The sequence below is a fragment of the Nocardia huaxiensis genome (genome assembly GCF_013744875.1).
GTDB classification, from domain to species: Bacteria; Actinomycetota; Actinomycetes; order Mycobacteriales; family Mycobacteriaceae; genus Nocardia; species Nocardia huaxiensis.
On sequence record NZ_CP059399.1, the window covers coordinates 6,387,342 to 6,412,063 of the forward strand.

A 24,722-nucleotide genomic window follows, 5' to 3' on the forward strand; every position below is an offset into this window, starting at 1 on the left:
CGAGGAGGTCGATCAATGGCACAGGACATCCCCACCTCCCGCGTGCGCCGCGGGACCGCCATGGGCAAACTCGTTGCGGTGCAGGCTGCTCGGGGCGCGGGCGTGGCGCTGTCCACGGTGCGCGACAGTGACGAGGAGCGTGCCCTCCGGATCGAGCAGGCGCTCGCCGACGCGGCCGAGGATCTGGTCACCGTGCTCGGCAGCATGAAGGGCCTGGCCATGAAGGCCGGTCAGCTGCTGTCGACCTTCGATGTGCTGTCGGTGTTCGGCACGAAATCCCTGACGCCGCAGCAGCGGGATCGGTTCCAGCGCAAGCTTTCCGCGCTCTACGACAGTGCACCGCAGGTGCCGTACGCGCGAATGCGGGCCGTGGTCGAGGCCGAATACGGGCAGCCGCTCGATCAGGTCTTCGCCGAATTCGATGAGCGGCCGATCGGCGCGGCCTCGATCGGGCAGGTGTATCGGGCCCGGCTGGCCGACGGGCGGGCGGTCGCGGTCAAGGTGCAGTATCCCGGCGTCGATGTGGCCGTCCGAGCGGATCTGAAGAATCTCGCGCTGGTGGTCCGCCTGCTGCGCACCGTCATGCCCGCGCTGTCCGACCACGCGCTGTTGCGGGAGCTCACCACGCATTTGGCGGCAGAGACCGACTACCGCGTCGAGGCCGCCCAGCACGACAGCGTGGCGCGAATGTACCGGGGTCATCCGTTCATCCGAGTGCCCGAGGTACTGCTCGAGCTGTGCACCCGGCGAGTGCTGGTCACCGAACTGGCCGAGGGCCTGCGCTTCGACGAGATCGCCGCACTGCCCACCGCCGAACGGGACCGGGTCGGCGAGATACTGTTCCGCTTCTTCGCCGGAACCATGTTGCGCGAGCGCCGATTCACCGGCGATCCGCATCCCGGCAATGTCCTGCTGGCGCCGGACGGCACCGTGGTCTTTCTCGACTTCGGCTTGTTCAAGCACATGGACGACACGGCCGTCGACTTCGAGATCGCCTGTGCGCGAGCGGCAGCCGAGTTCCGGGCCGGCGACCTGCGCACGCTCCTGGTCGACTACGGTGTCCTGGAACAAGACACCACCGCGAGCGCGGAACTGTGTCTGCGTCTGTTCCACGAAGCCACCGGCTGGCTGCTCACCGACGCCGAGATCCGCATCGCCGAAGACACCGCGGCGACAGCGATTCTCGCGTTCCTCGACCCACGCCGAGGCTATTTCCAACATCTCCGTCAGCAGTACGCGCCCGCCGAACACGCCATCGCGCGCCGCGTCGAATACGGCACCCTCGCCCTCCTCGGCCAACTCCGCGCGGGCGGCAACTGGCATCGAATCGCCCGCGAATGGTTCTACGGCGAGCCATCGCGCACGGAACTCGGTGTGCTGGAACAGCAGTGGCTGACGGAGATTTCTCAGAGCGCGTACGGGGTGTAGAGGGTGGACTGACCGGCGTAGGTGGGTTTGCCGTAGTCGTCCTTGGGCAGGGCGGTGAGGCGTTGGCGGCTCGCTATGGCGCGCAGGGCAATCGGGTCGAGACCGGCGTCGCGGAGTTGCGCGTCGGAGATCGGGACATGCTCCCAGATCTGGTATTTGCCGAGCTTGCGGTGTGCGTCGTTGAGAGCGACGACGGAATCGAGGAATCGCGCGGCGAAGGCGGCCGGTTCCATTTCCGGTGCCGCCATGTCGCCGGATTTCACTGCGGCGGCGAGGTTTCGCTCGATGCCGTCACCGAATCGGTAGAGGTAGACGCTGCGCCGGTCGGAAGGCTTCTTCAGGCTGTTGCGAATCTCGGCGATCTTGGCCTCCTCCTCGGGGCGCAAAAGGTACTCGCCACAGAAGAAGCCGTTGAGGTCTTCGGACTCCAGGACGCTGATATTCAGCTGGATGGCCTGGCCATCGAGGGTGAACCTGCGCTCGTAGTTCCCGGTGGTGAGGTTGGTCAGGATCTTCTCCACATCCGGCCAGACCTCGTCGAAGGAGGCCGAGGCCAGATTCTTGTGCGCGGTGCCGGTCAGCTTCAGGTGACGGTAGTACTCGTCCTGCATCCAACTGCTGATATCTGACCTCGATTTCAGCCGGGCGGCGAATTCGGCTGCCGTGGATTGCAGGTGAGACTTCGCGATTCCCATGACGATCACCCCGAATTATGTTGGAGGTCAACATGAATACGGTAGGTGGACGGGTGTCGCCGCGATGCCGGTTCGACCGCGCGTGGCACGGATGGACAGGCTATCCGGGCAGGTCAGGACCAACCGGACGGGTTGGAGAAGCTTTCGCGGGAGATGCCGGAGCCGGTGTCCGGGAAGTCACCGAAGCGGGTGTTGTGCAGGTGGGCGAAGAAGTAGCAGAGGGATTCGCATTCGGCGTCCAGGATGGCGGTGGACGGATCGGCGAGGACCGCGGCGTGGAAGTCGTGGCCCATGGCGAGGATGAAGCCGCGGCAATAGAGGAAGCCGTCGTCGGAGCCGTCGGTCACCTCGTGGATGTCGGCGCGGTCGAGGTCGTGGAGTTTGCGTTCGGCTACCCGATCCAGCGCGGTCAGCTGCTCGGCGGACAGGTCCGCGCTGAGCGTTGTCAGGTGTTCCAGGAATGCGGCCAGGTGTTCATCCAGGGCGTATGCGTCGGCGTCGTCGGTTCTGCCGGCCAAGGACTTCCGCAGGGCGTTCGGTTCGGCGCCGACCCGTTCCCAGGCCGCCTCGAGCAGGCTCCAGAACTGGGATTCGTCTGCGGGAGTGGGGATCTTGTTCACGAGGCGAACGGTAACAATCGGGGGTGACAGGTTCAGGCGATCGTGAGGGTGATCTGGGCGGAGTCGCCCGCGGTGAGACCTTCGGCGGTGCGGACCTGCTTCTTGATCGGGAGGATGTAGGTGGCGCGTTTGCGGTCGGGGAACAGGGATGTGGACCAGCGGGATTCGCCGAGGGTTACGCGCACGCGAACCGAGCCGAAGCCTGCGGCGTGGCGGCCGTGGAGTTCTTCGATGTCGTCGGCCAGGTCCTCGGGCAGGCTCACGAAATGCCAGGCGGCCTGGCCCTCCCACTCCCAGAGCCGGGCGGTGAAGGAGTACGTGGGGTTGGGCATGGGTCGAACCTAGTCGCCGAGACCGACAGGTCTGGCATGGTGAGTCGATGGGGTGGCTGCGAGTCGTGATGGCGGCGGGGCTCATTGCGCTGGCCGCGTGCGGCGGGAACTCACCGGTGGATGCGGACTTCGGCGGGTGGGAACCGGTGGGACCGCCTGCGGCGGGGGCACGCGTGTTGGCCGTCACCGCGGCCGGAGACGAGCTGTTGGCGCTCGGGTCGGTGCCCGGGCCCGAGGGGCGCTCCCCCGCCGCGTGGACTACCGGCGACGGACGCCGGTGGGAGGCGGTGACGGTGACCCCGCGCAGCGGGTATGGGGTTGTCGCCGAACTGATTTCGGGTGGGGTCGGGGAGCGGGTGGTGGTGCTGGGGCAGGCGTTCGGGGGTGCGCATTTCAATCCGCGGATGACGGTGTGGGCGGGTGACCGGTCGGCGTTGGAGGAGTTTCCGCAGAGTTTCGAGCAGTTCGGGGGGCCGCGGGCGATCGGGGTCGGTGGGGCGGCGGCGTTCGGGGGCACCGGGCTGCTGGTGGGGGCCTGGGACGGCAGCGGTGGCAGGTACGGGGTGGCGGTGTGGACGTCGAAGGATGGTGCGAATTGGGTTCGGCAGGCTGATGATCCGGCCTTGTCGGCGGGGCCCGGTGAGGTGACCGGGGCGGGTGGGGTGGCTGCCGGGCCCGGCGGATTCGTCGTTGCCGGGAACAGCATTCGCGGGGTGGATTACCAACCGCTGGAATGGGTTTCGTCGGACGGGTATTCCTGGCAGCGGATTCCCCTGTCCGGCAGCGGTGTCGCCGATCGGGTGGCCTGCGCGGCGACCGAGCAGGCGGATCCCTGCGTGGTGGTGGGGCGGACGGTGGGGGTGCGCCCCCAATTGCTGTGCTGGCCGACGGCTTCGGTGTACCGAACCGGGCCGGGAGGCGGGACGCTGGATGTCGATCAGGCCCTGCTGCGCGCGGACGAGCTGCTGATGAGCATCCGCGTCGACGGCGCGGCGCGCCTGCTCACCGCCGGTCGCGACTGCACCGGTATGCGCGAGGTGCCGCTGCCCGTGCGCGCCCCGAGGGCGTTCGTCGGCAATCTGCCCGGCGGGCTGCTGCTGGCCACCACCGATCCCGACGGTGACAGCCGAATATGGTTGCGCGCCATGGCCGGCTGACACCGTGGATCGGTTCGCTACCCGGAGATGCTCGGGATGATCGAGCTCAGCCCGCCACCCCCGCCGGAGCAGGATCCGGTGGCCGCCACGTCGACCGTGCGCGGGGTGACGAGGACGGCGGCGCTGAGGTAGCCGACGCTGGCGGTCAGTTCGTGGGCGCCCGCGGTTTTCGGAGTCCAGGAGACCTTCATGCCGCCGAGCATGTTGGCCGAGCCGTTCACCGAGCCGATCGCCTTGCCGTTGTCGGCGAAATTGCCCGAGGACAGGGGGTTCTTCGGGAAGCCCTCGATGGACAGGGTGTAGGTGCAGCCGACCACGTGTGTGGAGCCGGTGAGCGACAAGGTGTAGGTTTCGGCCGCGGCCTGGGGCGCGGCCGTCACCACGGCCGCCGCCGCGGCGACGCCGACGGCGAGAGCGCCGAGGGGACGGGCTGTCACATTGCGCACCAACATGCTGTCTCGATTCTTTCGACGGGTGTTGCTGTGAGCCTTCGGCTCACCGACAGCGTAGATGTGAAATCACAATACTTCAGACGAAGGAATCGGGGGCTGGCACCGATAGTCGAAACGTGCGGGCCGCCGTGTCCTAGGCTGGATGGATGGCCGACCGCAAAGTGCAGGGCTGGGGCGAGATTCCGGTGGTGGTGCGGGTAGCGGGGGTGCTGGTGGCGATCGAGGGAGCGGTCGCGACGGTCGCCGCGGGTGTGGCGGCGGCACTGCAGTCGATCAGCTTCGGAATGGTCGCCGCGGCGCTCGCCATCCTGGTGCTGGTGGCCGGAATCGAGGTGTACCGGGGGCGCTGGTGGCCCCGGACGATCGTGGTGATCTCACAGATCCTGCTCGCCTGGCTGGCCTGGATGTTCGCCACCGGAGGTGACCCCTGGGTGGGAATACCCGTGGGCGTGGTCGCGGTGGGCGTGCTCGCACTGCTGTTCTCGCCGCCGTCGAATCGCTGGATGGCGCATGCGTTCGACCTGGAACCGCCTGCGGGCGAATCGAATTCGGGGCAGACCGCGTAGCCGTCCCGCTCAGCACAGGTCAGGCCCGGTCCCGGGCCCGCCTGCGCCGCGAGAGCGTAAGGTGAGCGACTCTCACACCTCGATCTCCTCTTCGATGCCCTTGAGCCGATGCCGGGCCATCGCCAGATTCGCGCGGCCGCGATCGAGGGCCAGATACAGGAACAGCCCCTTGGACTTTCGGCCCGTCATCGGCCGGATGATGTGGTACTGACCGCCGAGGGTGATGAGAATGTCCTCGATGTCCTCTTTTAGGGCGAGCTGGTCGATGGTGCGCATTTTGGCGCGCACCACTTCGGTATTGCCCGCCGCCGCGACCTGCAGGTCCAGCGCCTTGGAGCTGCCGAGCATGCCGAGTGCCATCCCGCTGTTGTAGTCGACGACGCAGGCCCCGATCGCGCCGTCGATGACCATCATGTCCTTCAGCGCGAGGTCCATGTTCGTCATATTCTTTCCCTTCTTCTGGTGTTGGATACCGGAGGTTTGGTGAGTTCGTGTTTGCCGCCCTCGGGGGCGCGGACTTCCTTGCCGAGAGCCTTCAGATGCTCGGCGATGGCGCGGGCCAGGGGGCGAGATTCCAGGTGCAGGCGGCCGACATTGACTGTGGGAGCGGCCAATACGGTCAGCGCCGCCGTCCAGCCGGCCGCGTAGATGACCACGTATCCGCCGCTGCCGCGCACCACCACCTCGTCGAATCCGCCGCCGTGCGCGGTGGTGACGAGACGATGCGACAGCGAAAGCTCCGAGGCGGTGAGGGCGGCCATGCCATTGGGTTCGATGTGGGCGGGCACGTCGTGGACGATGAGCAGCCCGTCGATGGAGGCCACCAGCGAGCCGGTCAGCTGCGGGACCCGCTCGCGCAGGCCGTGTAGTTCCGGCAGCAGGACCGCATTCGGATCCGGGTCGGTGTTCGCCACCTTGGTCAACCTCCCTATCAGTTCGCCGAGCTTGGTCTTTCGCCCGGTCACGCCAGCTCCTGCAGGGCCGCCCGCAGGCGCAGCAGCATGTCGCGATCGGCGGGCACCCAGCTGTCGGGGGCGGGAGTGAGCGCGGCCTGCCGGACGCGGCGGCGTGGGAGCGGGCCGGGGCCGCCGGGCGTGGGCTCGGTGATCTCCGGAGCGCCGGACAGAATCGATGCGGGTGCGGGGGCGGGCGGCTCGATGAGGCCCGCCGCGGTCAGGTCGCGGACGGCCTGCAGGCAGCCGTAGGCGGTGCGATCGAGGGTGCGGGCAATGGCGGTGACGCTGCGGCGGGCGTCGGCGGCGGCCAGCACCTCGGCCTGGCCGGCGGTGAGCACCACCCGGCTGCGGGCGATTCGGCGGGCGGGCACGACGGCGGCGCGGTCGACCAGGTCGGTCTGCCAGGGGCCGGAGTCGAGGGCGCCGCGGCGGTCGCACTCGTGCAGGACGACGCGCGGGGCCACCGGGCAGAGCTCAGCCAGCCAATGCGCGGGGGCGGGCTCGAACTCGGCGATGGTCTCGGTGGCCAGCAGCAGATAGGCGGCGTCGAAGATCGACAGCAGCACAAGGGTTTCCAGCCGAGGACGGAAGGGCGTGAGGACGGCGGTCGCGGCGGCCTGCCGTGCGGTGGTCAGCGCGGCGGTGGTGCGCGCGTGGCCGAGTGCACCGAGAATCCCTGTACTACGCGGTATTTCGCCCTCCGGGCGGTCCGGCGCGGGCAGAGGCGGCACAGCACCGAACTCGCCGGAGGCTGATCCGCTCGGCGCGGCACCGGGATCCGGATCGGTCGGCACTGGCCGCGCGGAGCCTGATTCGGTGTGCGGATGCAGGATTGCGGATGGATCGCCGGTGGCGGCGCGCTGCCAGGCGTCGGCGCTGGCCACGCCGGCGGCGATGACGAGACGGTCCAGGGCGGTGGTGCGGCGGCAGTCGACACAGGCGATGGCGCCGTCGGCGAGGTGGAATGCGCCGTCACCGGTGCGCAATACGCCGGTGCGCCTTTCGTTCTCCAGGCGTTGCAGTTCGATCGCCAGTTCAATGCCCATGATCGGCTCCCGCCATTTCGGCGAGGATGGTGCGGATCTGGAATCTCGCCATGGCGAGATTGCCGGTATCGCCGTCGAATACGGTGTGCACGAATAGCCGGCCTTCGAAGTCGCCGCGGAGCAAATTCAGTAGATGGAATCCGTGGGTGCCGTCGATGATGATCTCACCGATGTCGTCACCGCCCGGCGCGGAAGCGAGAGCGGGGCAGCCGAGTACGGCGCGGACCACATCGGTGGTGACGGCTGCGTCGGAGTGCTGGTCGACGCCGTCGTACACGCCCGCCGCCGCGATGGCCAGACCGCTCGCGCCGTCGACGAGGGTCACGCTGCGCGCACCGGGGATATCCATGATGCGTTCGAGGCAGCCATCTATTCCGATCACCCAGCCACCGGCCCTATCGTACGAGTGTTTTCGAGTTCCAGACGCTACACAGCGTTTGCGGGGGGCGTGCGGGGAATGTGCGAGATTTCTTGGCGGCCATCGCATCTGGCCGAAAATCCGATAATTGGACTCGGCGGTATTCGATTAACTGGAGTGGCTGAATTCCGCCGGGAATTCGAAATCGGGGCATATTTGGGTCGCAATCGAGGACCAAATACCCTGGCGCGTCGTTGGGGAATCGTTGGCGATCTCCAAGCGGCGGCCGGAGACTCGACGGCAGACGCCGGGAACGGACCCGGCGCGGGGAAGCGGGGAGGGCCTGCCGTGCACACGAAAACCGTTGCCTGCCTGATGCTCGCGGCGCTGGTGGCCGCCGGGGCGGGATGCGCGCCGGATGAGAGCGGGCCACCCGCGGGCGGGACGAGCACGGTGACGGCGTCGACCGCACCGGCGGGCTCGAAGCCCACGGTGACCTCCGTCCGGCATTCGGGCCAGCGAGGGGACCTCACCTTCGATGTCCTACTCCCCCAGATAGAGGGCGGAAACGCCGAAGCGGCAAAAGAATTCAATCAGGCCATGAGCGGGCTGCTCGAGGGATTCCTGACGCAGTACGCCGCGACGCGGTCGGTGCAGGACCCCGGGCAGGCGAGCGCGGTGGTGCACCTGGGTGCGCACGTGGTGAGCGGAAAAGTGGGGGTGAGCGTCGACTTCGGCGGCGTGCACCCGCTGTTCGCGCTGGCCACCCACGTGACGAATCTCGATACCGGACAGGCGATCACGCTGTCGTCGACGTTCACCAGCGAGGCCGAAGGGTTGCGGGTGCTGTCGGAGCAGGCGCGGGTGCTGCTGCCCGAGACCCGGGCGGCGAAGGCGGGCGCGACCCTGGACTACGACGGGATAACGCCTACGGCGGAACACTTCTCGCGCTGGGCGGTGACACCGGACGGGATGCGGTTGTACTTCGAGCCCGGCCAGGTCGCGCCCCCGGTGGGAGGCGTCATCGACATCACGGTGCCATGGTCGGCGCTGGACGGCGTGCTCGCACCGGGGATGCGAGACATCCTCAGCAGTTGAGTCATCCAGCAGGAATCCGCCGTCATCCCAGCAGGAATCCGCCCGCCATGCCAGCATGACTCCCCCCGTCATCCCGGCATGCTTTCCCGTCATCCCGGCATGCTTTTGGCCGGGATCCACCGAACTTGTGTGGATCCCCGCCAAAAGCGCGCCGGGATGACGGGGACGGCGGGAATCTTCCGTCAGGCGCTCACCGGGTGGCGGCTGCTGCGGCGCGTTTGGCGACGATCTGCGCTGCTACGGCAGCGCCGTCGGCGGCAATGCGGGGCGCGAGGTCTCGAGCCGCGGTCGTGACCTCCGCCGACAGCGCGTGTTCCAGTGCGGCCGTGAGGGATTCGACGGTCGGCGCGGTGCGCGGGTGGGCCGCGCCGATGCCGAGGGCGGCAATCCGTTCCGACCAGTAGAACTGGTCGTAGCGCTGCGGCACGATGACCTGCGGTGCGCCGGAGCGGGCCGCGGCGGTGGTGGTGCCCGCGCCGCCGTGATGGACGATGGCGGCCAGGCGCGGGAACAGGGCCTGCTGGTTGACCTCGCCGAGGGACAGGCAGTCCGGGGCGGCGTCGATCAGCGACAGGTCGGTCCAACCGCGCGAGACGATGGCGCGGCGGCCCAGCGCTCGGGCGGTGTCGATGACCGTGCGGCTGAATTCCGGTGGGACGTGCATGCTTCCGAAGCCGAAGTAGATCGGCGGGTCGCCGGCGGCGAGGAAGTCCTCGAGGTCCGCGGACAGCGGGCGGTCGTCGGGGACCAGCCAGGCGCCGGTGTGGGTCACCTCCAGTTCGGGGGTGTGCCGCCACGGGCCCAGCACCGGGTCGGCGGCCAGCAGGGGCGCGGCGCTGAAGATGTGGTCGCGCACATTCGTGATCGGTTTCAGGCCGAGTTCGACGCGGTGGGCGTTGATCGGTTCGGCGAAGCGGGCATCCCAGCGCTGGGCGTCCTGCGCCCACTGGGTGCGGAAGTCCGCGGTGGGGTCCACGTCCGGCTGGCCGGGGATGGGCGGCATGAACAGCGGGGCGTGGTCGTCGGAGGGCAGGGTGACCGGGCAGAACGAGGTGTACACGTAGGGCAGGCTGCGCTGCTCGGCGATGGAGCTCGACGCCGGTTGCAGGGCCCCGCAGGCGACGATGACGTCACAGCCGTCGGCCGCCGCGCCGACCGCCTCGAACTGTTCGGCGACGGTGGTGGCGATCATCCGCCGCATGGTTTCGACGATGTCCTGGGCGCCGGTGCTCTGCTGCGGCACGATCTTCCGCACTTCCGGGCCGACCGGGGCGAATGGAATTTCGTATTCGCCGATCAATTCCCGGAAATCCGGCGGCGCGACCAACCGAACCTCCGCGCCACTCCCCCGCAATGCCAACGCCAGCGCCAGCATCGGCTGCACTTCTCCCCGCGATCCGATTGTCGACAGCAGAACTCGCACGTGAACTCCTCTCGATGGCCTGAGCAGCGATTATGCGGGAGCACCGGGGCCTTGCCGCAAGCCCCGGTCTACGCTATACAGTGAAGTGGGAACAAAAGCCCGGCAGCAGCCGGGCTTTTCGCAATCAGAGGGCAATTCGCACCGAATTCACCACCAGCGCACAGTTGTTCGTGCGCCATTCGCACCCTCGCTGTGCCGTGCGACACCGGCGGTCGGCGGCCCGGCCACCTCGCCCCTCCGCCGCCGCAGTCCCCAGCCGCCGCAGTCCCCGCGCGTGGCCGGTCCCGGTGTGGCGCATCTCATGCCCGGAAGGCCGGGGCCGACCCGGTGTGGCGGCCCGCGCGTCAGGCCGCTCCCCGGCATGCGGTGCCGGCGGCGTCGCGGGTGGCCGAGCCCCACCCCGGGTGGCCGAATCGCGTAGCAAAACAGCCGTTTTCGTGCCGGTTTGCAAACATTGCGGGGTTGTAGGCTAATGTTTTGTCCCGCAAGCCGAGCAGCACACAGGCCCGGTGAGCGAATGCGGATGTAGCGCAGCTGGTAGCGCATCACCTTGCCAAGGTGAGGGTCGCGAGTTCGAATCTCGTCATCCGCTCTGAGGGGGATTTCCGCGCGATTAGCTCAGCGGGAGAGCGCTTCCCTGACACGGAAGAGGTCACTGGTTCAATCCCAGTATCGCGCACCATCTTTGGTTCACGCCGCCACTCGCCGACCGGCCGGACAATCCGGTCGAGAACGAGTGGCGGCGTGAATTATGTTGAGCGGCATGAGCACTCGACAAGGCCGGATTTCCCGGGGAGTCGTCCTCGCCGTCGTGCTGGCGGGACTACTGGCCTACTGCGGAATTTTCGCGGGCAAACGTCCGGCTCCGACCCCGGTCCCCGATATCGGCCTGTCGCCGTATCCGGCGAAGATCGTCTTCAGCGGCAATGGCGGAACCGGTGGGACGCGGGTTTATGCCATGAATCCGGACGGCACCGGGGTGACCGGGATTTCGGCCGGTCAGGACCCGGCGCTGTCTCGCGATGGTTCCATGCTCGCCCTCGGCCGGCCGCTGACCGTCATGCGACCCGACGGCAGCCATCGCGTGCAGTTGGTCAACGACGGGGCGGATCCGGCGTTCTCCGCTGACGGCACCCGTATCGCGTTCGTCTGTGACCGCAGCATCTGTGTCGTCGACACCGACGGCAGCGACCAGAAGACCCTGACCGGAAGCCTCGGCGTGGGCCTGCAATACCCGCAGCGCCCCGCCTTCTCCCCCGACGGCACGCTGATCGTGTTCAACGTGGAGGGCGACATCTGGATCATGGATTCCGACGGCGACAACCTGCGCCCGCTGCTGAAAGACGAATTCACCAACTTCAGTGCGGTGTTCACTCCCGACGGCAGCGGAATCGCCTTCGCCAGCGGCCGATGTGAGTGCAGAGGCGGTGAGGTCTATCTGATGGATCTCTACGGCCGCAATATCCGTCCGCTCACCGGTGAGGGCACCGCACTGCCCGCGCCCGAGCCTTACTACAGCACCACCCTGCCGGCCTACTCCCCCGACGGCACCAGGCTTCTCGTCACGCGCTGGACGGAGAATTCGGCGAAAGTGATGACCGGGTCCGAGATCTGGGTGATGAACCCGGACGGCAGCGACCCACGCCGGCTCACCGCAGCGAATCAGGCTGCGCGCGCGGCCAGTTGGGGCGGCAACCCGGCGTTGTAGCCGGAATCAGGCGTGGTCGCCCAGGGATGGTTCGAGGGCGCGGGCGTGCGCCAGCAGGGTGAGAGCTCGCCAGCCGTGCCCGGACGGGGGTTGACCGGGCACGGCGTCGGATTCCGCATCCTTGTTCTGGCCCAGCAGGTCTCGTTCGACCATGCGGGCGCACAGACGCAGAACCACATCCTTCAGGCTGATTCCGAGCTCGGCGGCCCGGATCTCGGCCAGTTCCATGGCGAATTCGGCGGTGACCGCGTCCGGAGCACTCAGGATCTCGTCGAGCACCATGCCGCTGACGGCTTGATCGCGCGTCAACGGGTGATCGGGGAGCCAGGTCAGTTCCCAGTGGCCACCGCTGGAAGTGGCGGTCCAGTACGCGGTTTCGGGGGTCACGGTGCTGGTGATCAGCCGATCGGTGATCTGAAGAGCCACGGTTCCCACCTCCTCGCGTGCGGATCGTGAGAACGATGCTACGGGGCCACCCCAGGCCCCTCAACCGAATTTCCCACCGGCACCAGCGATCTCGATCGGTCGGACTCGGCCTGAGCGCACACAATCGACGCCTTTCTGCCATCCGGCAGATTTCACGACGAAAGTGTGCACTCAGGCCGGGGATCACCTTTTCCGGAATCGAATACGCCGCTCACGGATCGCCCGGACTGCCTCTGCGGCGCAGCGGTCAGGGTGGTCGAAGACGTCGCGGGCCGCGTAGCGCAGGACGAGCCAGCCGGTGAGCTGGAGGGCGTTCTGGCGGCGGCGGTCTCGGCAGAAGACGTCGGGTTCGCTGTGGAAGGTGCGGCCGTCTATTTCGATGACGGTGCGGGAGCAGGTGTCTACGAAGTCGCAGAGGTAGGGGCCCACGGAGCGGTTCAGAGGGAGGGGGCAGTTGCGTTGGGCGAGGGCTCGGGCGAATTTCTGTTCGGCTGGAGAGGCGGCGTCGAGGGCTGCTTGGCGGAGTTGGCGGCGAATCGTTTTGGTGCCGTGCAGGCCCAGGTCGCAGAGGGCGGGGATGGTGGCGGCCAGGCCCTGGACCTGGCCGATCCAGTCGGGGGCCAGGTCGCGGCGGTGGAAGGTGAGCCAGGTGGGTGGTCTGCGGGAGACGGATTTCGGGACGGTGGCTTCCAGACGGTCTGGGGCGGGGAGCAATCCGTGGAGGTGGGCGGCGGTGCGGTGGCTGAGAACCGCTCGTGGCTCCCAGGCCAGGGTGGCGTGGCAGCGGTCGATGGGGCTTGGTTCGCTGAGGCTGTAGACGCCGGGGAGGAGGCGGTGAAGTTCGCCACGGCGGCAACGGTCATCGAGGGTGCTCGCGGGGATTCCCTGATGCAGCAGTTCGGCTCGGGTTCGGATCATCACTGGAGGGTCGCTGATCCGGGTGACGGTGCTGGGTGGGCAAGCTGGGGAAATGGGTTGGGCTGTGGATGGATTGGGGGGTGTGGATGGGGGCGCGTCAGGCGACGCGGCCGAGCGGTAGGTGGGTGCGTTCGGCTTCGAGGCGGGCGGTGATGGCGGAGACGGTCCAGCCTTCGGTGGTGGTGGCGTGGGAGGGGGTGCGGCGGGCGGGGAAGAGGGTGCCGAGCCAGGTGAGGGCGCAGCCGAGGGTGAGGCCGAGGAGGAACAGGAGGGCGGGGAGCCAGAGGGCGGACATGGCGGGTCTTCTTTCGGGCGTGGCGGGTTGGGGTCAGAGGTGTGGGGGCGGGAGGACTTCGGGGAGGGGGGTGGCGAGGTCGGGGATGCGGCAGGTGCGGGTGGACAGGGCGTGGGCGAGGTCGGAGTAGGCGAGGGAGAGCTCGGCGAGGCGTTTCCAGGATTGGTGGTCGGGGCAGGCGGGGTGGGAGTGGTGCAGCGGGGTGTGGGCCTCGATGGTGAAGTGGGCCAGGCGGTCTATGACCATGCCGAGGGTTTCGGTGTGCAGGGTGGCGGCGGCGTGCGGGCGCGGGAGGGTGCGGGCGGTCCAGGAGTCGATGTCGTGGATGAGGCGGGCTCGGGAGCAGTCGATCTCGAGCCGGGAGGTGGGGTCGGCGGTGCGGCGGGCCTCGTGCAGGCTGGCGAGCTCGTAGGCGGCGCGCAGGATGGGGTGGGGGTGCGGGACGGTGCCGGCGCACGCCTCCAAAAGCAGTTCCTTGGAGGGCAATTCGTGTGTCACGGGGCGCTCCTTCGAGCCGGAGAGGCGGGGGCTTGCTCAGTACACATGGAAGAATCGCAAACAGGAATACTGCGGGCCGTAATTCCGTAAAATTGCTCTGCGTTCCAGTGCGGGGCGCACCAGATAGCGAGGCTCACTAAATGGCTGGGTCGACATTGCCGCAGCGCGCATTCGGGCGCGTGTTGCGCGAGCACCGAATACGCAGCGGCGCAAGCCAATTGACAGCCGGCCTGCATATCGACCTGTCGCCGCAGTCGATCGGACGGATCGAAGACGGACAGCGGGTGAGAATTTCGACCGTCCAGTTGGCTGCACTGCTGGATTTTTATCGGATCGCCGACCCTAGCCCGGAACGTACCGAGGTGTTCGCTTTATGGGAAGAGGTGAAACAGGAACTGCGCACGGCGCGGCTGCACCAGACCAACTACGGCTGGTGGCGGGTGTACTCCGACCAGTACGCCAATCACTTCGACCACTACATGTCGCTGGAGTCCAGTGCGGTGCGGCTCACCACGTTTCAGTTCGCGCTGGTGCCCGGACTCCTCCAGCACCCCGACTATCGGCAAGCCCTGATTCGAACGGGCGAACCCGACATTTCGCCTGCGGATTTGGAACGACGACTCGAATTGGCCGCGCGCAGACAGCAGATGCTCGCCGATCGGGCGGAAAGTTTCCGGGTGCTGATTCTGCTATCCGAGGCAACCCTGCGACATCGCCCATGCCCCCGCGCGGCCATGGGCAATCAATTGCGGCAGCTCGCCGAATTCGCCCTGCGGCCGAACATCTCGCTACGCGTCGTCCCGTGGGATGTCGACGACCATCCCGGGGCGGTCGTCCAGTCGTTCACACTGCTCGAATTTCCGCGGCTGCCGAGTCGCAATCTCATCGAGCCACCGGTGGTCTACATCGAGGCGCACGAGGGCGCGCTGTTCCTCGAACAGGACAGCGTCATCACGCGACATCGCAAGGCGATCAACGAGATCGAGCGAGTAGCGTTGAGCGAGAGCGACACCAGGGATCTGGTGCTCAGGATCGCAGAGGAGTACGCGACATGACCGATCTGTCGAATGCCCGGTGGTTCAAATCCAGCAAGAGCCCGAATGCCGACACCTGCGTAGAGGTGGCCTTCCTGGACACAGATCTGGTCGGCGTGCGCGACTCGAAGGATCCGACAGGGCCCGCGCTGGTGTTCGACGGACTCCAGTGGGATCGGTTCATTGCGGGGGTTCGAGCTTCACGACATCGAAGGGGATGAACGAGACCGCCTGCACCGTCTGCACTTTGGCGGCGGGATCGGGGATGAGCAGCCGCCAGTCGTCGGAGAGCCAGACGACGGTGGCCGTGTTCGCGGTGATGCTGGCATCGGGATAGGTGGAGTAGATGACGATCTCGGCGCGGGCGTCGGCATAGGTGTTGACCTTGTAGGCCGTGATGGTGGGCACTGTCGCGGGGTCCGCCCCCGAGGTGATGGAGAGCAGGGCGCGGGCGATGACCCAGCTGTCCTTGCCCGGTCCCGGCATGAGCGATTGCGCGGCCATACGCGCCCAGGAGGCGTCCGGGGACAACGAGACTCGCAGCGTGTGGTGGATCGCCGCCAGCGCCGCGCCCTGCGGGGAGTGGGTGTAGCCGAGCGCGGCATCGGCGACCTTGGTCGGACCCTCCTGCGCGAAGGGCAACTGCACGCCCTGCCACGGCTCCCAGCGCACGGCCGTGGGCGGGCGATCGGGGTCGGGGGGTGCGGTGGTGGTCAAGGTGGCGACGGCGGTGGGGCCCGGGTCGCCGCAACCGGAGGTTGCCAGGAGTGCGGTCAGCGCCCAGGCCAGGCATAGCAGTGCCGTTCGCGGGCGAATAGCTGATGTACGCACGAATACCCCTCCTGCAAACCGGCGGCGAATGAAAGCCCTTGTGAGGGCATGGCTGTCGCGCGGTCGGCTCGATCCTAGGGGGTGTGCTCGGGAAACGGGTGACCAATCAAGGGATTTCGGACCTACTCGTCCGTATCCAGTTGCCTGCCCGCAGATTCGGGTACGATCATGCCCGGCAACAACATCATCGCAGGTGACGGGACTCATCGCGGGGTTTTGGCGCGAATTCCTTCTCACCAGCGGCGGTGTCACCGGTCGCGGTGGGCGCTCGCAGGGTTGGGGGCGCGCGACCGGTGGAAAGAGCCGGGGAAATAAGGGGTTCCGGAATGACCGTCAAACGTAAACTGACCGCCCTATCGGTGTTACCGGTAATGCTCGCCGCCGGCCAGGGCCTGGCCGCAGCCGCGCCGGGGCAGCCGGGGCTTGCGGTTCCGGGGGAAGGGCAACCGGGGTTGAGCGAGGCGCCTGCGGCGCCGGCTGAACCCGCCGCGCCGAGTCTTGCCGACTACATACCTGATCCGCCTGTCGCGCCGCCCAATCGGCCGAGGCCGAGTCAGCAGACCACGCCGGACACGAATACGTGGGTTCAGCCGAGAGTCACGCAGCCGGAGACGAATGATGGGGGCTCGGAGCCCGCTGTCGAAGAGCCGCAAGCGCCTCCGAACGACGGCCAAGCCGTGATGCCTACAGATCCGCATCAGCTGCGGGTCGGATACGGAACCGTGCAGCTGCCGGACTTCGTCGATACCAAGTCTCGAGACAAGGCACAGGCGTATCTCGACATGGCGGAGTGGCAGATCGCCGCCATGTACGACAGCTTCGGCTTCTCGCGAGAAGATTCGGACCGGATGGCTGCCACCGGATTCTTAGGGGCCGGTCTTGGTTTGGCCGCTGGCGGTGTGGCCACAGTGGCATTGGTTCCGCTCGGCTGTGCGGGTGGGGCGGTTGTAGGCGCTATAGCCGGTGGTCTGATCGGCGGCATTCCGACCGCCGGAGTCATGGCTCCTGCAGGTGCTCTAATCGGCGGCGTGACCGGGTGCCTAACCGGCGCTGCGGTTGTCGGCATTCCTGCGGTTGGCATCGTGGGTACGCTGGCTGCGCTCGCTGGTCAAGCGTTGAGTGGTGGCGACGCCACCAAGCCTCAGCCCACTATCCCCGCGTCGCTCGAAATCTCTGCGGCAGCTCCGGTCTCGGACGCTGCGCCGCAGGGCGGCACCCCCGCACTCCCCCTCGCCAATGTCAGCGCCCCCGTGGCCGAGATCGCCGCGCCGGTGATCGAAGCCGCGGCTCCCATCATCGAAGCCGCCGCCCCGATCGTCGAGCAGGCGCAGACCGTGGTGGAGCAGGTGTACGAGCAGGCGGCTCCCCTCGTGGAGCAGGTGAACACCGTGGTCGAGCAGGCGGTGGAAACGGTTGAGACGCAGGTCGATTCCTTCCGCGCCGCCGTGTCGAACATGCCGCCGCTGGATCCGGCCGCGTTCCTGGCCGGATTGCAGCCCGCTCCCCCGGTGGGCTGATCGGAACACCGAGGTAGCGCTGTGATCGAACAGGAGGACGCCACCGAATCGCGGCCACCCATGCCCGCGCTGCCCGTCACGGACGAACCCGAGACGAGCGCGCCGGCGGAACCGGGGTGGGCGCAGTGGCTCAGTGACGACAAGCCCGGCGTGGAGATGCGCAAACGCAAATCCCGGTCGTCGGTGGAGGAATTGCTCGCCGAGGATCCGATGGCCCCGCTCGTGGTGGAGGCGCGGCGGCGGGCCGCCGCCAACCGGCATCGCCGGCAGGTGCGGGATCGGGTCGTGTGGGCGACGGTCGGGGTGCTGCTCGTGCTCGTGACCATTGTCGGATTGGTGCGCTCCGGCGGCGAGCAGGACGAGCCGGAGACCGCGACCGCAGCGGTCACCAGCCTGGAGACCACCGCGGCGGTCAACCAGCCCGGATTGCAGACCTGGTGCCGGGAAACCACCGTCGACGGGCGCATCAGCGGTGCGGGACAGGGGGATACGAGCACCGCGCCCGGCGTCATCATGCAACTCGAATACGCGTGGTACGTGCTGAAGGATCCGATCGCGGTGCGGGCGCTGCTCGCCCCGGACGCGCGGGTCGCGTCCGAACAGGCCACCCGCGACGCCATTTCGGCCATCCCGGCCGGAACACAGCACTGCGTCACCATCACGGCGCTGGCCCCGGACCGCTGGGACGTCACCGTGGGTGAACGGCATGCCGACGGCACGCAGGCGTCCTGGCAGCAGATCATGACCACCACCGTACGGGATGGGAAAGTGCTGATCAGCGCCATCATCGCGGGTACGGAGTGAGCGATGGTGGATATCGACGATCTCATCCGCCGCGTCACCGAATCCACCACGCCGCCACCGGAACCCGCGCCCGCCACCCCCAGCGGGTCGCCGACCGATCCGGTGCCGCTGCGCGGCGGACAGGGACGCCTGGTGCGGGCCGCGCTGCCGTCGGTGCTGGTGCTCGGCGGCTCCGGATCATCGGGGGCGTCGACCACCGCGCTCGGGCTCGCGGCCGCGGCCGCCGTCGACAGCGACGGGGAAGTGTGGCCGGTGGCGGTGGACGCCACCCTCGGCGGCGGGGACCTCGCGCTGCGCGGCTGCGATATCGCGCCACCGGCGGGGACCGTCCAGAGTTGGCTCACCACACCGTATCCCGAACTCGCCTCCACGGTCGGGGCGTGCGCGGGGCAGACCAGCACCGGGGTGCGGGTGCTGCCGCGCGCGCCGGAAGCGCTGCCGCGCAGGGAAACCCTGCTGTCCATCGCACGGAATCTCGAAACCGCGGGATTGCTGGCGGTTTTCGACGCGGGGGCCCCGGTAACCAGCCGGCTGGCGGCACCGCTGCTCGCCGACCCGCGCGTGGGGCTGGTGATCACCGTCGCGGCGCGGCCGGACGCGATCAACCGATTACAACCGGCCTTGCAATGGTTGGACGAGAACTTCACCGAATTCGTGGTCGGGGACGCGGTGATCGTGGTGACCGAACAGGTGCCGGGGAGCGCGGCGGGCGTGATCGGGCATGTGCGAACACATTTGGGATCGTGGGTGCGGGAAGTCGTGCGGATTCCGTTCGACGTGCATCTGGCGAGCGGCAGCGTGATCGCGTGGCATCGGCTCGCCACCGAGACGCGGGACGCGTACCTCGCTGTACTAGGGGCGCTGCGATGAGGGGCGGACGTGTGGCTGCGGCTGTGGATCCCGGCCAAAAGCATGCCGGGATGACGGGGGTTGGGGCGCACTCCCACACAACGGGCCTCGCGGCACACCCCCTCACGACAGAACCCGCCGCACACCCCCACACGACAGGGCTTGCACCACACCCCCACACGACAGAACCCGCCGCACACCCTCACACGACAGAACCCGCGGCGCACTCGCACACGACAGGGCTTGCAGCGCACACGCACACGACAGGGCTTGCAGCGCACACGCACACGACAGGGCTTGCAGCGCACACGCACACGACAGGGCTTGCAGCGCACTCGCACACGACAGGGCTTGCGGTGCACTCGCACACGACGGGGCTTGTGGTGCGGGCTCGCACGATGGCGGGCACGGCGCGCGCTCGTCATCCCGGCGCGCTTTTGGCCGGGATCCACGCGGTTGGCGCAGCACTGCTGGGAGTGGATTCCGGACGTCGGTCCGCCCGATCGACAGGGGTGGCGTCATGACCGCCATGAAGGTGCCGCCGGTACCCATGTGGCAGCGGGCCGTGCCCAGCAGGCGGGGGCGGCCGCCACTGCTGTGGCTGGTGGGGGTGCACGGGGGTGCGGGCGTCAGCAGCCTGGCCGCCAGCATGGATTGGGCGGGAGATGCCGGGCAGCGGTGGCCGGCGCGCATCGGCGTCGGAGCGGATATGGATTCGCCGCTGGTGGTGCTGGTGGCGCGCAGTCACATGCACGGGATCAATGCCTTGCAGCGGGCGCTGCTGGCGCACAAGCACGACGCCACACCGGCCGGGAGCCAGGTGGTCGGGGTGATCACCGTGGCCGATTCGGCGCGGCCGCTGCCCGCGCCGGTGGCCGATCGGCGCGACGACACCGAGGCCCTCGCCCACGAACTCGGCGCGCAGCCATGGCGATTGGGCTGGCTGGAACCCTGGCGCGCCCTCGAACCGCACGAGCTGGCCGCCTGGCATCCGGCCGCCGACACCACCCCGCTCGACGACACCGATCCCACCCGCACTCCCCCGCAACCGGTTCGGCTCCTGGCCGAGCTGATCCTCGCCACCGCCCGCGCGGCCGGGGCGAAGATCACCGCACGCGCGCATGATCAGGGCGCAGAATCCGCGAGTCAATGACCTGAACCGAGGTGTGACGTGGCCCGAAAAACGCTGTCCACGGCATGGATTCGACACTCACTGCTGAGCATCACCGTCTGCGTGATCACGGTGGCGGGCTTCGGCGCGGCCGCCGCGGAGACCACCGACGTGGCGGTACCCATCGAGAAATGCCCGGCGCTGTTCGCGCTCGGCATCCAGGGCACCGGGGAATCCTCCCCGGACGCCGAGGTGACCACCGACACCGGCATGCTGTCGGCGGTGTTCCGGCCCATGATGGCCGGGGCCGACGGACTCGTCGACCGGGCCTACGTGCCGTACGAAGCCTCGTTCGGCGGGGCCACCTCGGACAACACCACGCCCTATGCGCAATCGGTGACCAATGGGCTCGCGCGGTTGAAATCCATGGCGAAACAGGTGGCCGAGCGGTGCAGCAGCACCCGGATCGCCGTCGCCGGGTATTCGCAAGGGGCGCATGTGGCTTCGCTGTTCGCGCAGGAGGTCGGACAGGGCAAGGGGGTGGTGTCGGCCGACCGGATCGCCGGGGTCGCACTGTTCGGGGATCCGACACGCAATGCGGGGGAATCGCTGTTCCCCGGGACGTCGGGCCAGACCTCACCCGATGCCGCACCCGGCACCTCCGGGACGGCGGTGAAGGCGCTGGACGCGCCGCCCGCCAATACCGAATCGGCGACCGGCGGCGGTATCGGATCCGATGGGAAGACAGCCAATTTCGGTAATCTCGCGGGGCGGGTGGCGAATTTCTGCACGACCGGGGATCTCGCCTGCGATGCGCCCACCGGAGCGCCGATCGTCACCACTGTCGCCAATATCGCGGGGCAGGTGGAACTTTCGGGCGGGGATCCGATCGCCTCGCTGAAATCCATTGCCGAGGCGCTGGCGTTCACGTCGATCGAGACGTTCACCGATGTGGTGAACAATGATATTCAAGGCGATTCGCTGGCCGATATCTCCTATGAGCCGAAGAAATCGATCTCGGAGCGGCTGGCCGAGGCGTCCTCGCCGCTGACCACGCCCGACTGGTCGGGGGCGCTCCAGGCGCTGCTGAAAGTCGGGACCATCGCGTTGAATTCGGTGATCACCGTGGTGAAGAACGTGCTCACCGCCACCAATATCGCCGAGATCGCCACGGCGGGGCTGGCCAATCCCATTGCGGGACTGGCGGTCCTGGGGACCAAGGTGGTCAGTGCGGTCACGCAATTGGTGCTGCCCACCACCATCAGCAAGTTGACGACGCAGGCGTTCAATGCCGTCACCGACAACATCACCGACAATAAGGATCTGCTCGATGTGACCACGTGGGTGCGGTATTGGAACACCTCGCAGAAGCATGATTACTCGAACAATCAGGGGGCCGAATTCGGGGAGACGCCGGCGCAATACGTGGGGAAATGGTTCGCGGCGCTGGCGCAGGATCTGTCCGGGGGTGCGGCGGTGGGGGCCACGCCCAGCGGCGGAAGTGACCGGACCAGTGCGGGATTCGAGTTCGGGGCGAGCAGTTCGGTGAGCGTGACCACCTCGCCCGGCGGGCAGTTCCCGCTCGGCGGAGGCGTTTCCGGGACCAGTCCGGTGACCACCACCGGCGCCACGGTGACCACCAGCGGGATGCCGTTGATCGACACCTCCGGGGGCAGTACGACCACGAGCGGCGGGACCACCACCGGCGGTGGGGGCGCGGGGAATCCGGTCATCATTCCCACCTCGGAACCACAGGCGAACCGATGAACCCGCCGGAGACGGAACCGGTCGCGCCGGAGGACGTCGACAACTACACCGGGAATTGGGCCGATTGGATCGTGCCGGGGCCGGGCCCGACTCGCGGCTCCTACGAGGATCGGGCGGCGTACGACGACTACGACGACGATCCCTACGACGACTGGGAGGACGAGGACGAGCCGGAGCCGGCCCATCGGGCCGCACCGACCGGTCGGCTCGGATTGCAGGAGCGGCGGGTCGCCGCCGCCCGGCATCGGCTCGGGACCGCGCGGCACGACACCGAGCGGACGTGGATCGCGCCGCTGCTGGGGGTGCTCGCCGTGCTCGCGGTCGTCGCCGCCATCGCGGTGCAGGTCGGCAAGATGAGCTCGTCCGGGGAACCGGACGGGCCGCCCGCCGTCGCGCTGCCGACCGCGGAGACCAGCGGGGCGCAGCCCGCCGCCGACACCACCGGCACCTGCCCGAGCGAGATCAACGGGGAGCATGTGCGCGGCAATGGGACGGGGTCGCACAGGTCCGGGGCGGAGGTCATTCTCGCGGTACAGAGCCGGTATTACCGCGATCGGTCCGGGCAGCAGGTGTTCGAGATGTTCGCGCCCGACGCGGCCGCGCCCACCGCCGCGCAGATCCAGGCCGGGATCGACACCATTCCGGCGGGGACCACGCACTGTGTGCAGATCATGCCGGGGCCGTTCACCGGGCAGCACATCATGGTCGTCACCGAGACGCATCCGGACGGGACCCGCCGGACCTGGCCGCCGCAGCTGGTGCTGACCACCCTCGTCGGGGACAAGTGGTTCGTGGCGTCCATCGTGCCGTTGGAGGAGGACAAAACACCCCGGTAGCAGGCGTTTTGGTAGTTGGGCGAGTTGTGGGCTAATGTTCTTTCTCGTCGCCGGGAGAGCCGAAAGGCCCGAACGAGACACGCGGATGTAGCGCAGCTGGTAGCGCATCACCTTGCCAAGGTGAGGGTCGCGAGTTCGAATCTCGTCATCCGCTCCACGAAAGCCCCGGCTCGAAATTTCGAGCCGGGGCTTTCTTCATGTCTTGTTCACCCGATCAGTCCTTTTTTCCAGCCCGCGTGTGAAACATCCTCGCGCCCAGTAGATCTCGCGCACATTAGCGCGCCGACCGGGCGAGTTTCCATGTACCTTCATGAGGTGACCACCTTGCTCAGCGCCTTCCACGACACTGTGCTCGCCCAGATCAGCAACCCCACCCCGGAGACACCCCCGGTGGCCGACAAGCTCATGAAGCTGGTGCGCTACTTCACCTGGTTCGTGCTGCTGTCCGGCATCCTCGGGATCACCTACGCGGGTGGCCGGTTCGCGTGGGAGAAATGGTCCGGCGGCGGGCTCGCCTCCCCGAAGATGGTGGCGGGAGCCATGATCGGCGGCATCATCGCCACCAGCGCCGGCACCATCATGAACGCCGCCATCAGCTGACCCGAGGCGGATTGCCACCCGAACGGTGTGGTTCGCCGGGAGTTGTCGGTGGTCGCCGTTAGGCTCGGTCGAACAGACTGGCGAAGACGGTAGGGGCCGCGTTGGCGAGTAGCGAGATGGGCACGAGGCAGACCGGAGCGCGCGACGATTCGCGCTACGGGGCATCGTTCGGGCTCGAGGACGTCACCGAAGTGCTCGCCGAAATGGTCGGCGAACAGGCGGTGGAGCGGCCTCGCGACGCTGAGCTCATTACCTGCCGACTGGGTCTGGACGGGGAGAGCCCGGAGACGCTGACTTTGCTGGGCGTGCGGTTCGGGGTGTCGCGGGATCGCGCCCGGCAGCTGTACACCCGCGCCGTGGGGACCATGGTGCGGCGGGTGCAGAGCACCGGGCAGCCCGATCTGGCGGTGTTCGCCGAACGGTATCCGGTGGGCTGGGGCGATGAGCGGCTCGTCCGCACCCTGCTGGCCGAAACCTATGCCACCGACAATGACATCGCCGCCCAGGACTGGGCCTACCTGAAGCTGCGGCTCGCCGGGCACGATCTCCAGGAGTCGAAACGCCTGGCAGGGTTCGTGTTTCAGCGGATCGCCGGATGGCAGCAGAAGGGGCGGTGGCATCTGCTGCCGCAGCAGCAGGTGGAGGACGTACCCGCGGGCGTGTTCAACCCGTGGCTGCGCCGGGTCGAATGGGGTGACGGGTCGCCCGCGGAGCTACCCGAGGAGGCGGCGCGCACCGTCGACATCGACGATGACGGGCGCGGCACCATGTTCGCCGAAAAGCTCGGGCGGGAAGTGACTTTCGACACCGGCATGCAGCAGCGGCTACTACGGCTGCTCGACGGCAACGAGCGCGTCGACGCGTTCCGGGAGCTACCCGCGGCCGTCACCTACGAGGTGGACGGCGGCGAGCGCATCCACTACCCCACCGTCGCCGCGCAATTCGCCGACGGGCGGGTGGTGCTCATGGACGTCATTCCGCTCGGGCAGGTGGCCTTCCACGTGAACCGGCTCAAGGCCGCCGCCGGACGCGCCTACGCGCACGCGCACGGCTGGGGCTGGCTGGTGTGGACCGGCGGATCCTCCGGCGTCGCCGACCTCATGCGCCGCGAGGTCGACAGCCGGCACGAAACGCAGTTGCGCAATCGCCTGGCGAGCGGGCCCGTCGGCTGGGACGAACTCCGCGCCTACCGCGAGGACACCGGCATCGAACTCCTCGATCTCGCCGCCATGACGCTGCGCAACGAGTGGCGTTGGGACCGTGGACCTTTCCGGCTGAGCCGAACCAACTGACCAGCCCGCCCGCGACGGCGGGCAACGATCACCACTCCCCGGACGAGTGCCCCGATATGCATGTTTGCCTGCCCTCACTCAGGGCACGCCGAACACATCGGCATT

General features: G+C 68.1%; 29 protein-coding genes and 3 tRNA genes. 18 read left to right on the plus strand and 14 right to left on the minus strand.

Annotated elements, in window-relative coordinates; all coding sequences use genetic code 11:
- The first annotated feature begins 15 nt into the window (after window positions 1-15).
- Entirely contained in the window at window positions 16-1,428 is a 1,413-nt protein-coding gene (locus H0264_RS28985; RefSeq protein WP_181580489.1) for an ABC1 kinase family protein, read from the plus strand.
- Here H0264_RS28985 and H0264_RS28990 read toward each other — a convergent pair.
- The 3 genes from H0264_RS28990 to H0264_RS29000 all read right to left on the minus strand — a co-directional run bounded on the left by H0264_RS28990 (window position 1,407) and on the right by H0264_RS29000 (window position 3,075).
- On the minus strand, window positions 1,407-2,123 hold the full coding sequence (locus H0264_RS28990; protein ID WP_181580490.1) for a hypothetical protein: 717 nt from the start codon (window positions 2,121-2,123) through the stop codon (window positions 1,407-1,409). The genes H0264_RS28985 and H0264_RS28990 overlap by 22 nt on opposite strands.
- 113 nt (window positions 2,124-2,236) lie before the next feature.
- Window positions 2,237-2,743, minus strand: coding sequence for a DUF4240 domain-containing protein (locus H0264_RS28995; protein ID WP_181580491.1), 507 nt, complete (start codon window positions 2,741-2,743; stop codon window positions 2,237-2,239).
- 32 nt (window positions 2,744-2,775) lie between these two features.
- Complete coding sequence (locus H0264_RS29000; RefSeq protein ID WP_181580492.1) at window positions 2,776-3,075, minus strand: DUF1905 domain-containing protein; 300 nt, start codon at window positions 3,073-3,075, stop codon at window positions 2,776-2,778.
- A gap of 47 nt (window positions 3,076-3,122) precedes the next feature.
- Between H0264_RS29000 and H0264_RS29005 the strand changes: the two genes are divergently transcribed.
- On the plus strand, window positions 3,123-4,232 hold the full coding sequence (locus H0264_RS29005) for a hypothetical protein (protein WP_181580493.1): 1,110 nt from the start codon (window positions 3,123-3,125) through the stop codon (window positions 4,230-4,232).
- 17 nt (window positions 4,233-4,249) lie between these two features.
- Here the strand turns inward: H0264_RS29005 and H0264_RS29010 are convergent, their stop codons facing one another.
- Complete coding sequence (locus H0264_RS29010) at window positions 4,250-4,669, minus strand: hypothetical protein (protein ID WP_181580494.1); 420 nt, start codon at window positions 4,667-4,669, stop codon at window positions 4,250-4,252.
- 161 nt (window positions 4,670-4,830) lie between these two features.
- On the opposite strand from H0264_RS29010, the gene H0264_RS29015 reads away from it, so the two are divergent.
- Window positions 4,831-5,250: a hypothetical protein gene (locus H0264_RS29015; RefSeq protein ID WP_181580495.1), complete on the plus strand. Its 420-nt coding sequence runs from the start codon at window positions 4,831-4,833 to the stop codon at window positions 5,248-5,250.
- 72 nt (window positions 5,251-5,322) lie between these two features.
- On the opposite strand, the gene H0264_RS29020 is transcribed toward H0264_RS29015, so the two are convergent.
- Genes H0264_RS29020 through H0264_RS29035 form a run of 4 tightly spaced genes read right to left on the minus strand, consistent with a single transcriptional unit; the run spans window position 5,323 to window position 7,634 of the window.
- Window positions 5,323-5,694 carry a hypothetical protein gene (locus H0264_RS29020; RefSeq protein WP_181580496.1) on the minus strand — a complete coding sequence of 124 codons (372 nt, stop codon included), beginning with the start codon at window positions 5,692-5,694 and terminating at the stop codon, window positions 5,323-5,325.
- Window positions 5,691-6,215, minus strand: coding sequence for a roadblock/LC7 domain-containing protein (locus H0264_RS29025; protein ID WP_231084993.1), 525 nt, complete (start codon window positions 6,213-6,215; stop codon window positions 5,691-5,693). The genes H0264_RS29020 and H0264_RS29025 overlap by 4 nt, the downstream gene beginning before the upstream one ends.
- Window positions 6,212-7,252 carry a hypothetical protein gene (locus H0264_RS29030; RefSeq protein ID WP_181580497.1) on the minus strand — a complete coding sequence of 347 codons (1,041 nt, stop codon included), beginning with the start codon at window positions 7,250-7,252 and terminating at the stop codon, window positions 6,212-6,214. Before H0264_RS29030 ends, H0264_RS29025 begins: the two co-directional genes overlap by 4 nt.
- Entirely contained in the window at window positions 7,242-7,634 is a 393-nt protein-coding gene (locus H0264_RS29035; RefSeq protein ID WP_181580498.1) for a hypothetical protein, read from the minus strand. Before H0264_RS29035 ends, H0264_RS29030 begins: the two co-directional genes overlap by 11 nt.
- 324 nt (window positions 7,635-7,958) lie before the next feature.
- Here H0264_RS29035 and H0264_RS29040 point away from each other — a divergent pair, with 324 nt between their 5' ends.
- Window positions 7,959-8,708, plus strand: coding sequence for an RsiV family protein (locus H0264_RS29040; protein WP_181580499.1), 750 nt, complete (start codon window positions 7,959-7,961; stop codon window positions 8,706-8,708).
- Between the two features lie 190 nt (window positions 8,709-8,898).
- On the opposite strand, the gene H0264_RS29045 is transcribed toward H0264_RS29040, so the two are convergent.
- On the minus strand, window positions 8,899-10,131 hold the full coding sequence (locus H0264_RS29045; RefSeq protein WP_181580500.1) for a glycosyltransferase: 1,233 nt from the start codon (window positions 10,129-10,131) through the stop codon (window positions 8,899-8,901).
- A gap of 519 nt (window positions 10,132-10,650) precedes the next feature.
- Here H0264_RS29045 and H0264_RS29050 point away from each other — a divergent pair.
- The 3 genes from H0264_RS29050 (at window position 10,651) to H0264_RS29060 (ending at window position 11,839) form a co-directional block, all read left to right on the plus strand.
- Window positions 10,651-10,723, plus strand: a tRNA-Gly gene (locus H0264_RS29050).
- 15 nt (window positions 10,724-10,738) lie between these two features.
- Window positions 10,739-10,813: transfer RNA gene (locus H0264_RS29055), tRNA-Val, on the plus strand.
- An 81-nt stretch (window positions 10,814-10,894) separates the two neighbouring features.
- Complete coding sequence (locus tag H0264_RS29060) at window positions 10,895-11,839, plus strand: TolB family protein (protein ID WP_181580501.1); 945 nt, start codon at window positions 10,895-10,897, stop codon at window positions 11,837-11,839.
- 6 nt (window positions 11,840-11,845) lie between these two features.
- Here the strand turns inward: H0264_RS29060 and H0264_RS29065 are convergent, their stop codons facing one another.
- The 4 genes from H0264_RS29065 to H0264_RS39090 form a co-directional block, all read right to left on the minus strand.
- Window positions 11,846-12,265, minus strand: a complete 420-nt coding sequence (locus tag H0264_RS29065) for a hypothetical protein (protein WP_181580502.1) — start codon at window positions 12,263-12,265, stop codon at window positions 11,846-11,848.
- 183 nt (window positions 12,266-12,448) lie between these two features.
- Complete coding sequence (locus H0264_RS29070; RefSeq protein WP_181580503.1) at window positions 12,449-13,183, minus strand: type IV toxin-antitoxin system AbiEi family antitoxin domain-containing protein; 735 nt, start codon at window positions 13,181-13,183, stop codon at window positions 12,449-12,451.
- Window positions 13,184-13,280: 97 nt separating this feature from the next.
- A complete protein-coding gene (locus H0264_RS29075; protein WP_181580504.1) occupies window positions 13,281-13,478 on the minus strand; it encodes a hypothetical protein in 198 nt (65 codons plus the stop codon).
- Window positions 13,479-13,511: 33 nt separating this feature from the next.
- The gene (locus H0264_RS39090; protein WP_181580505.1) at window positions 13,512-13,976 is read right to left on the minus strand and encodes a DUF4254 domain-containing protein; all 465 of its coding nucleotides are present in this window, start codon (window positions 13,974-13,976) and stop codon (window positions 13,512-13,514) included.
- Between the two features lie 140 nt (window positions 13,977-14,116).
- Between H0264_RS39090 and H0264_RS29085 the strand changes: the two genes are divergently transcribed.
- Window positions 14,117-15,031: a helix-turn-helix domain-containing protein gene (locus H0264_RS29085; protein ID WP_181580506.1), complete on the plus strand. Its 915-nt coding sequence runs from the start codon at window positions 14,117-14,119 to the stop codon at window positions 15,029-15,031.
- A complete protein-coding gene (locus H0264_RS29090; RefSeq protein ID WP_181580507.1) occupies window positions 15,028-15,231 on the plus strand; it encodes a DUF397 domain-containing protein in 204 nt (67 codons plus the stop codon). The genes H0264_RS29085 and H0264_RS29090 overlap by 4 nt, the downstream gene beginning before the upstream one ends.
- Here the strand turns inward: H0264_RS29090 and H0264_RS29095 are convergent.
- On the minus strand, window positions 15,191-15,841 hold the full coding sequence (locus H0264_RS29095) for a DUF8175 domain-containg protein (RefSeq protein WP_181580508.1): 651 nt from the start codon (window positions 15,839-15,841) through the stop codon (window positions 15,191-15,193). The genes H0264_RS29090 and H0264_RS29095 overlap by 41 nt on opposite strands.
- Before the next feature lie 326 nt (window positions 15,842-16,167).
- Here H0264_RS29095 and H0264_RS29100 point away from each other — a divergent pair, with 326 nt between their 5' ends.
- The 9 genes from H0264_RS29100 to H0264_RS29140 all read left to right on the plus strand — a co-directional run bounded on the left by H0264_RS29100 (window position 16,168) and on the right by H0264_RS29140 (window position 24,617).
- Entirely contained in the window at window positions 16,168-17,358 is a 1,191-nt protein-coding gene (locus H0264_RS29100; RefSeq protein WP_181580509.1) for a hypothetical protein, read from the plus strand.
- Window positions 17,359-17,379: 21 nt separating this feature from the next.
- On the plus strand, window positions 17,380-18,162 hold the full coding sequence (locus H0264_RS29105; protein ID WP_181580510.1) for a DUF8176 domain-containing protein: 783 nt from the start codon (window positions 17,380-17,382) through the stop codon (window positions 18,160-18,162).
- Between the two features lie 3 nt (window positions 18,163-18,165).
- Entirely contained in the window at window positions 18,166-19,032 is an 867-nt protein-coding gene (locus tag H0264_RS29110) for a MinD/ParA family ATP-binding protein (RefSeq protein WP_181580511.1), read from the plus strand.
- A gap of 499 nt (window positions 19,033-19,531) precedes the next feature.
- A complete protein-coding gene (locus H0264_RS29115) occupies window positions 19,532-20,164 on the plus strand; it encodes a hypothetical protein (RefSeq protein ID WP_181580512.1) in 633 nt (210 codons plus the stop codon).
- 18 nt (window positions 20,165-20,182) lie between these two features.
- The gene (locus H0264_RS29120; protein ID WP_244975979.1) at window positions 20,183-21,889 is read left to right on the plus strand and encodes a cutinase family protein; all 1,707 of its coding nucleotides are present in this window, start codon (window positions 20,183-20,185) and stop codon (window positions 21,887-21,889) included.
- Entirely contained in the window at window positions 21,886-22,725 is an 840-nt protein-coding gene (locus tag H0264_RS29125) for a DUF8176 domain-containing protein (protein WP_181580513.1), read from the plus strand. The genes H0264_RS29120 and H0264_RS29125 overlap by 4 nt, the downstream gene beginning before the upstream one ends.
- A gap of 81 nt (window positions 22,726-22,806) precedes the next feature.
- Window positions 22,807-22,882 (plus strand) — tRNA-Gly (locus H0264_RS29130).
- A 158-nt stretch (window positions 22,883-23,040) separates the two neighbouring features.
- Window positions 23,041-23,325 (plus strand): hypothetical protein, encoded by a 285-nt coding sequence (locus H0264_RS29135; protein ID WP_181580514.1) that lies wholly within the window; start codon window positions 23,041-23,043, stop codon window positions 23,323-23,325.
- A gap of 116 nt (window positions 23,326-23,441) precedes the next feature.
- Complete coding sequence (locus H0264_RS29140; RefSeq protein ID WP_181580515.1) at window positions 23,442-24,617, plus strand: hypothetical protein; 1,176 nt, start codon at window positions 23,442-23,444, stop codon at window positions 24,615-24,617.
- Window positions 24,618-24,722: the final 105 nt, after the last annotated feature.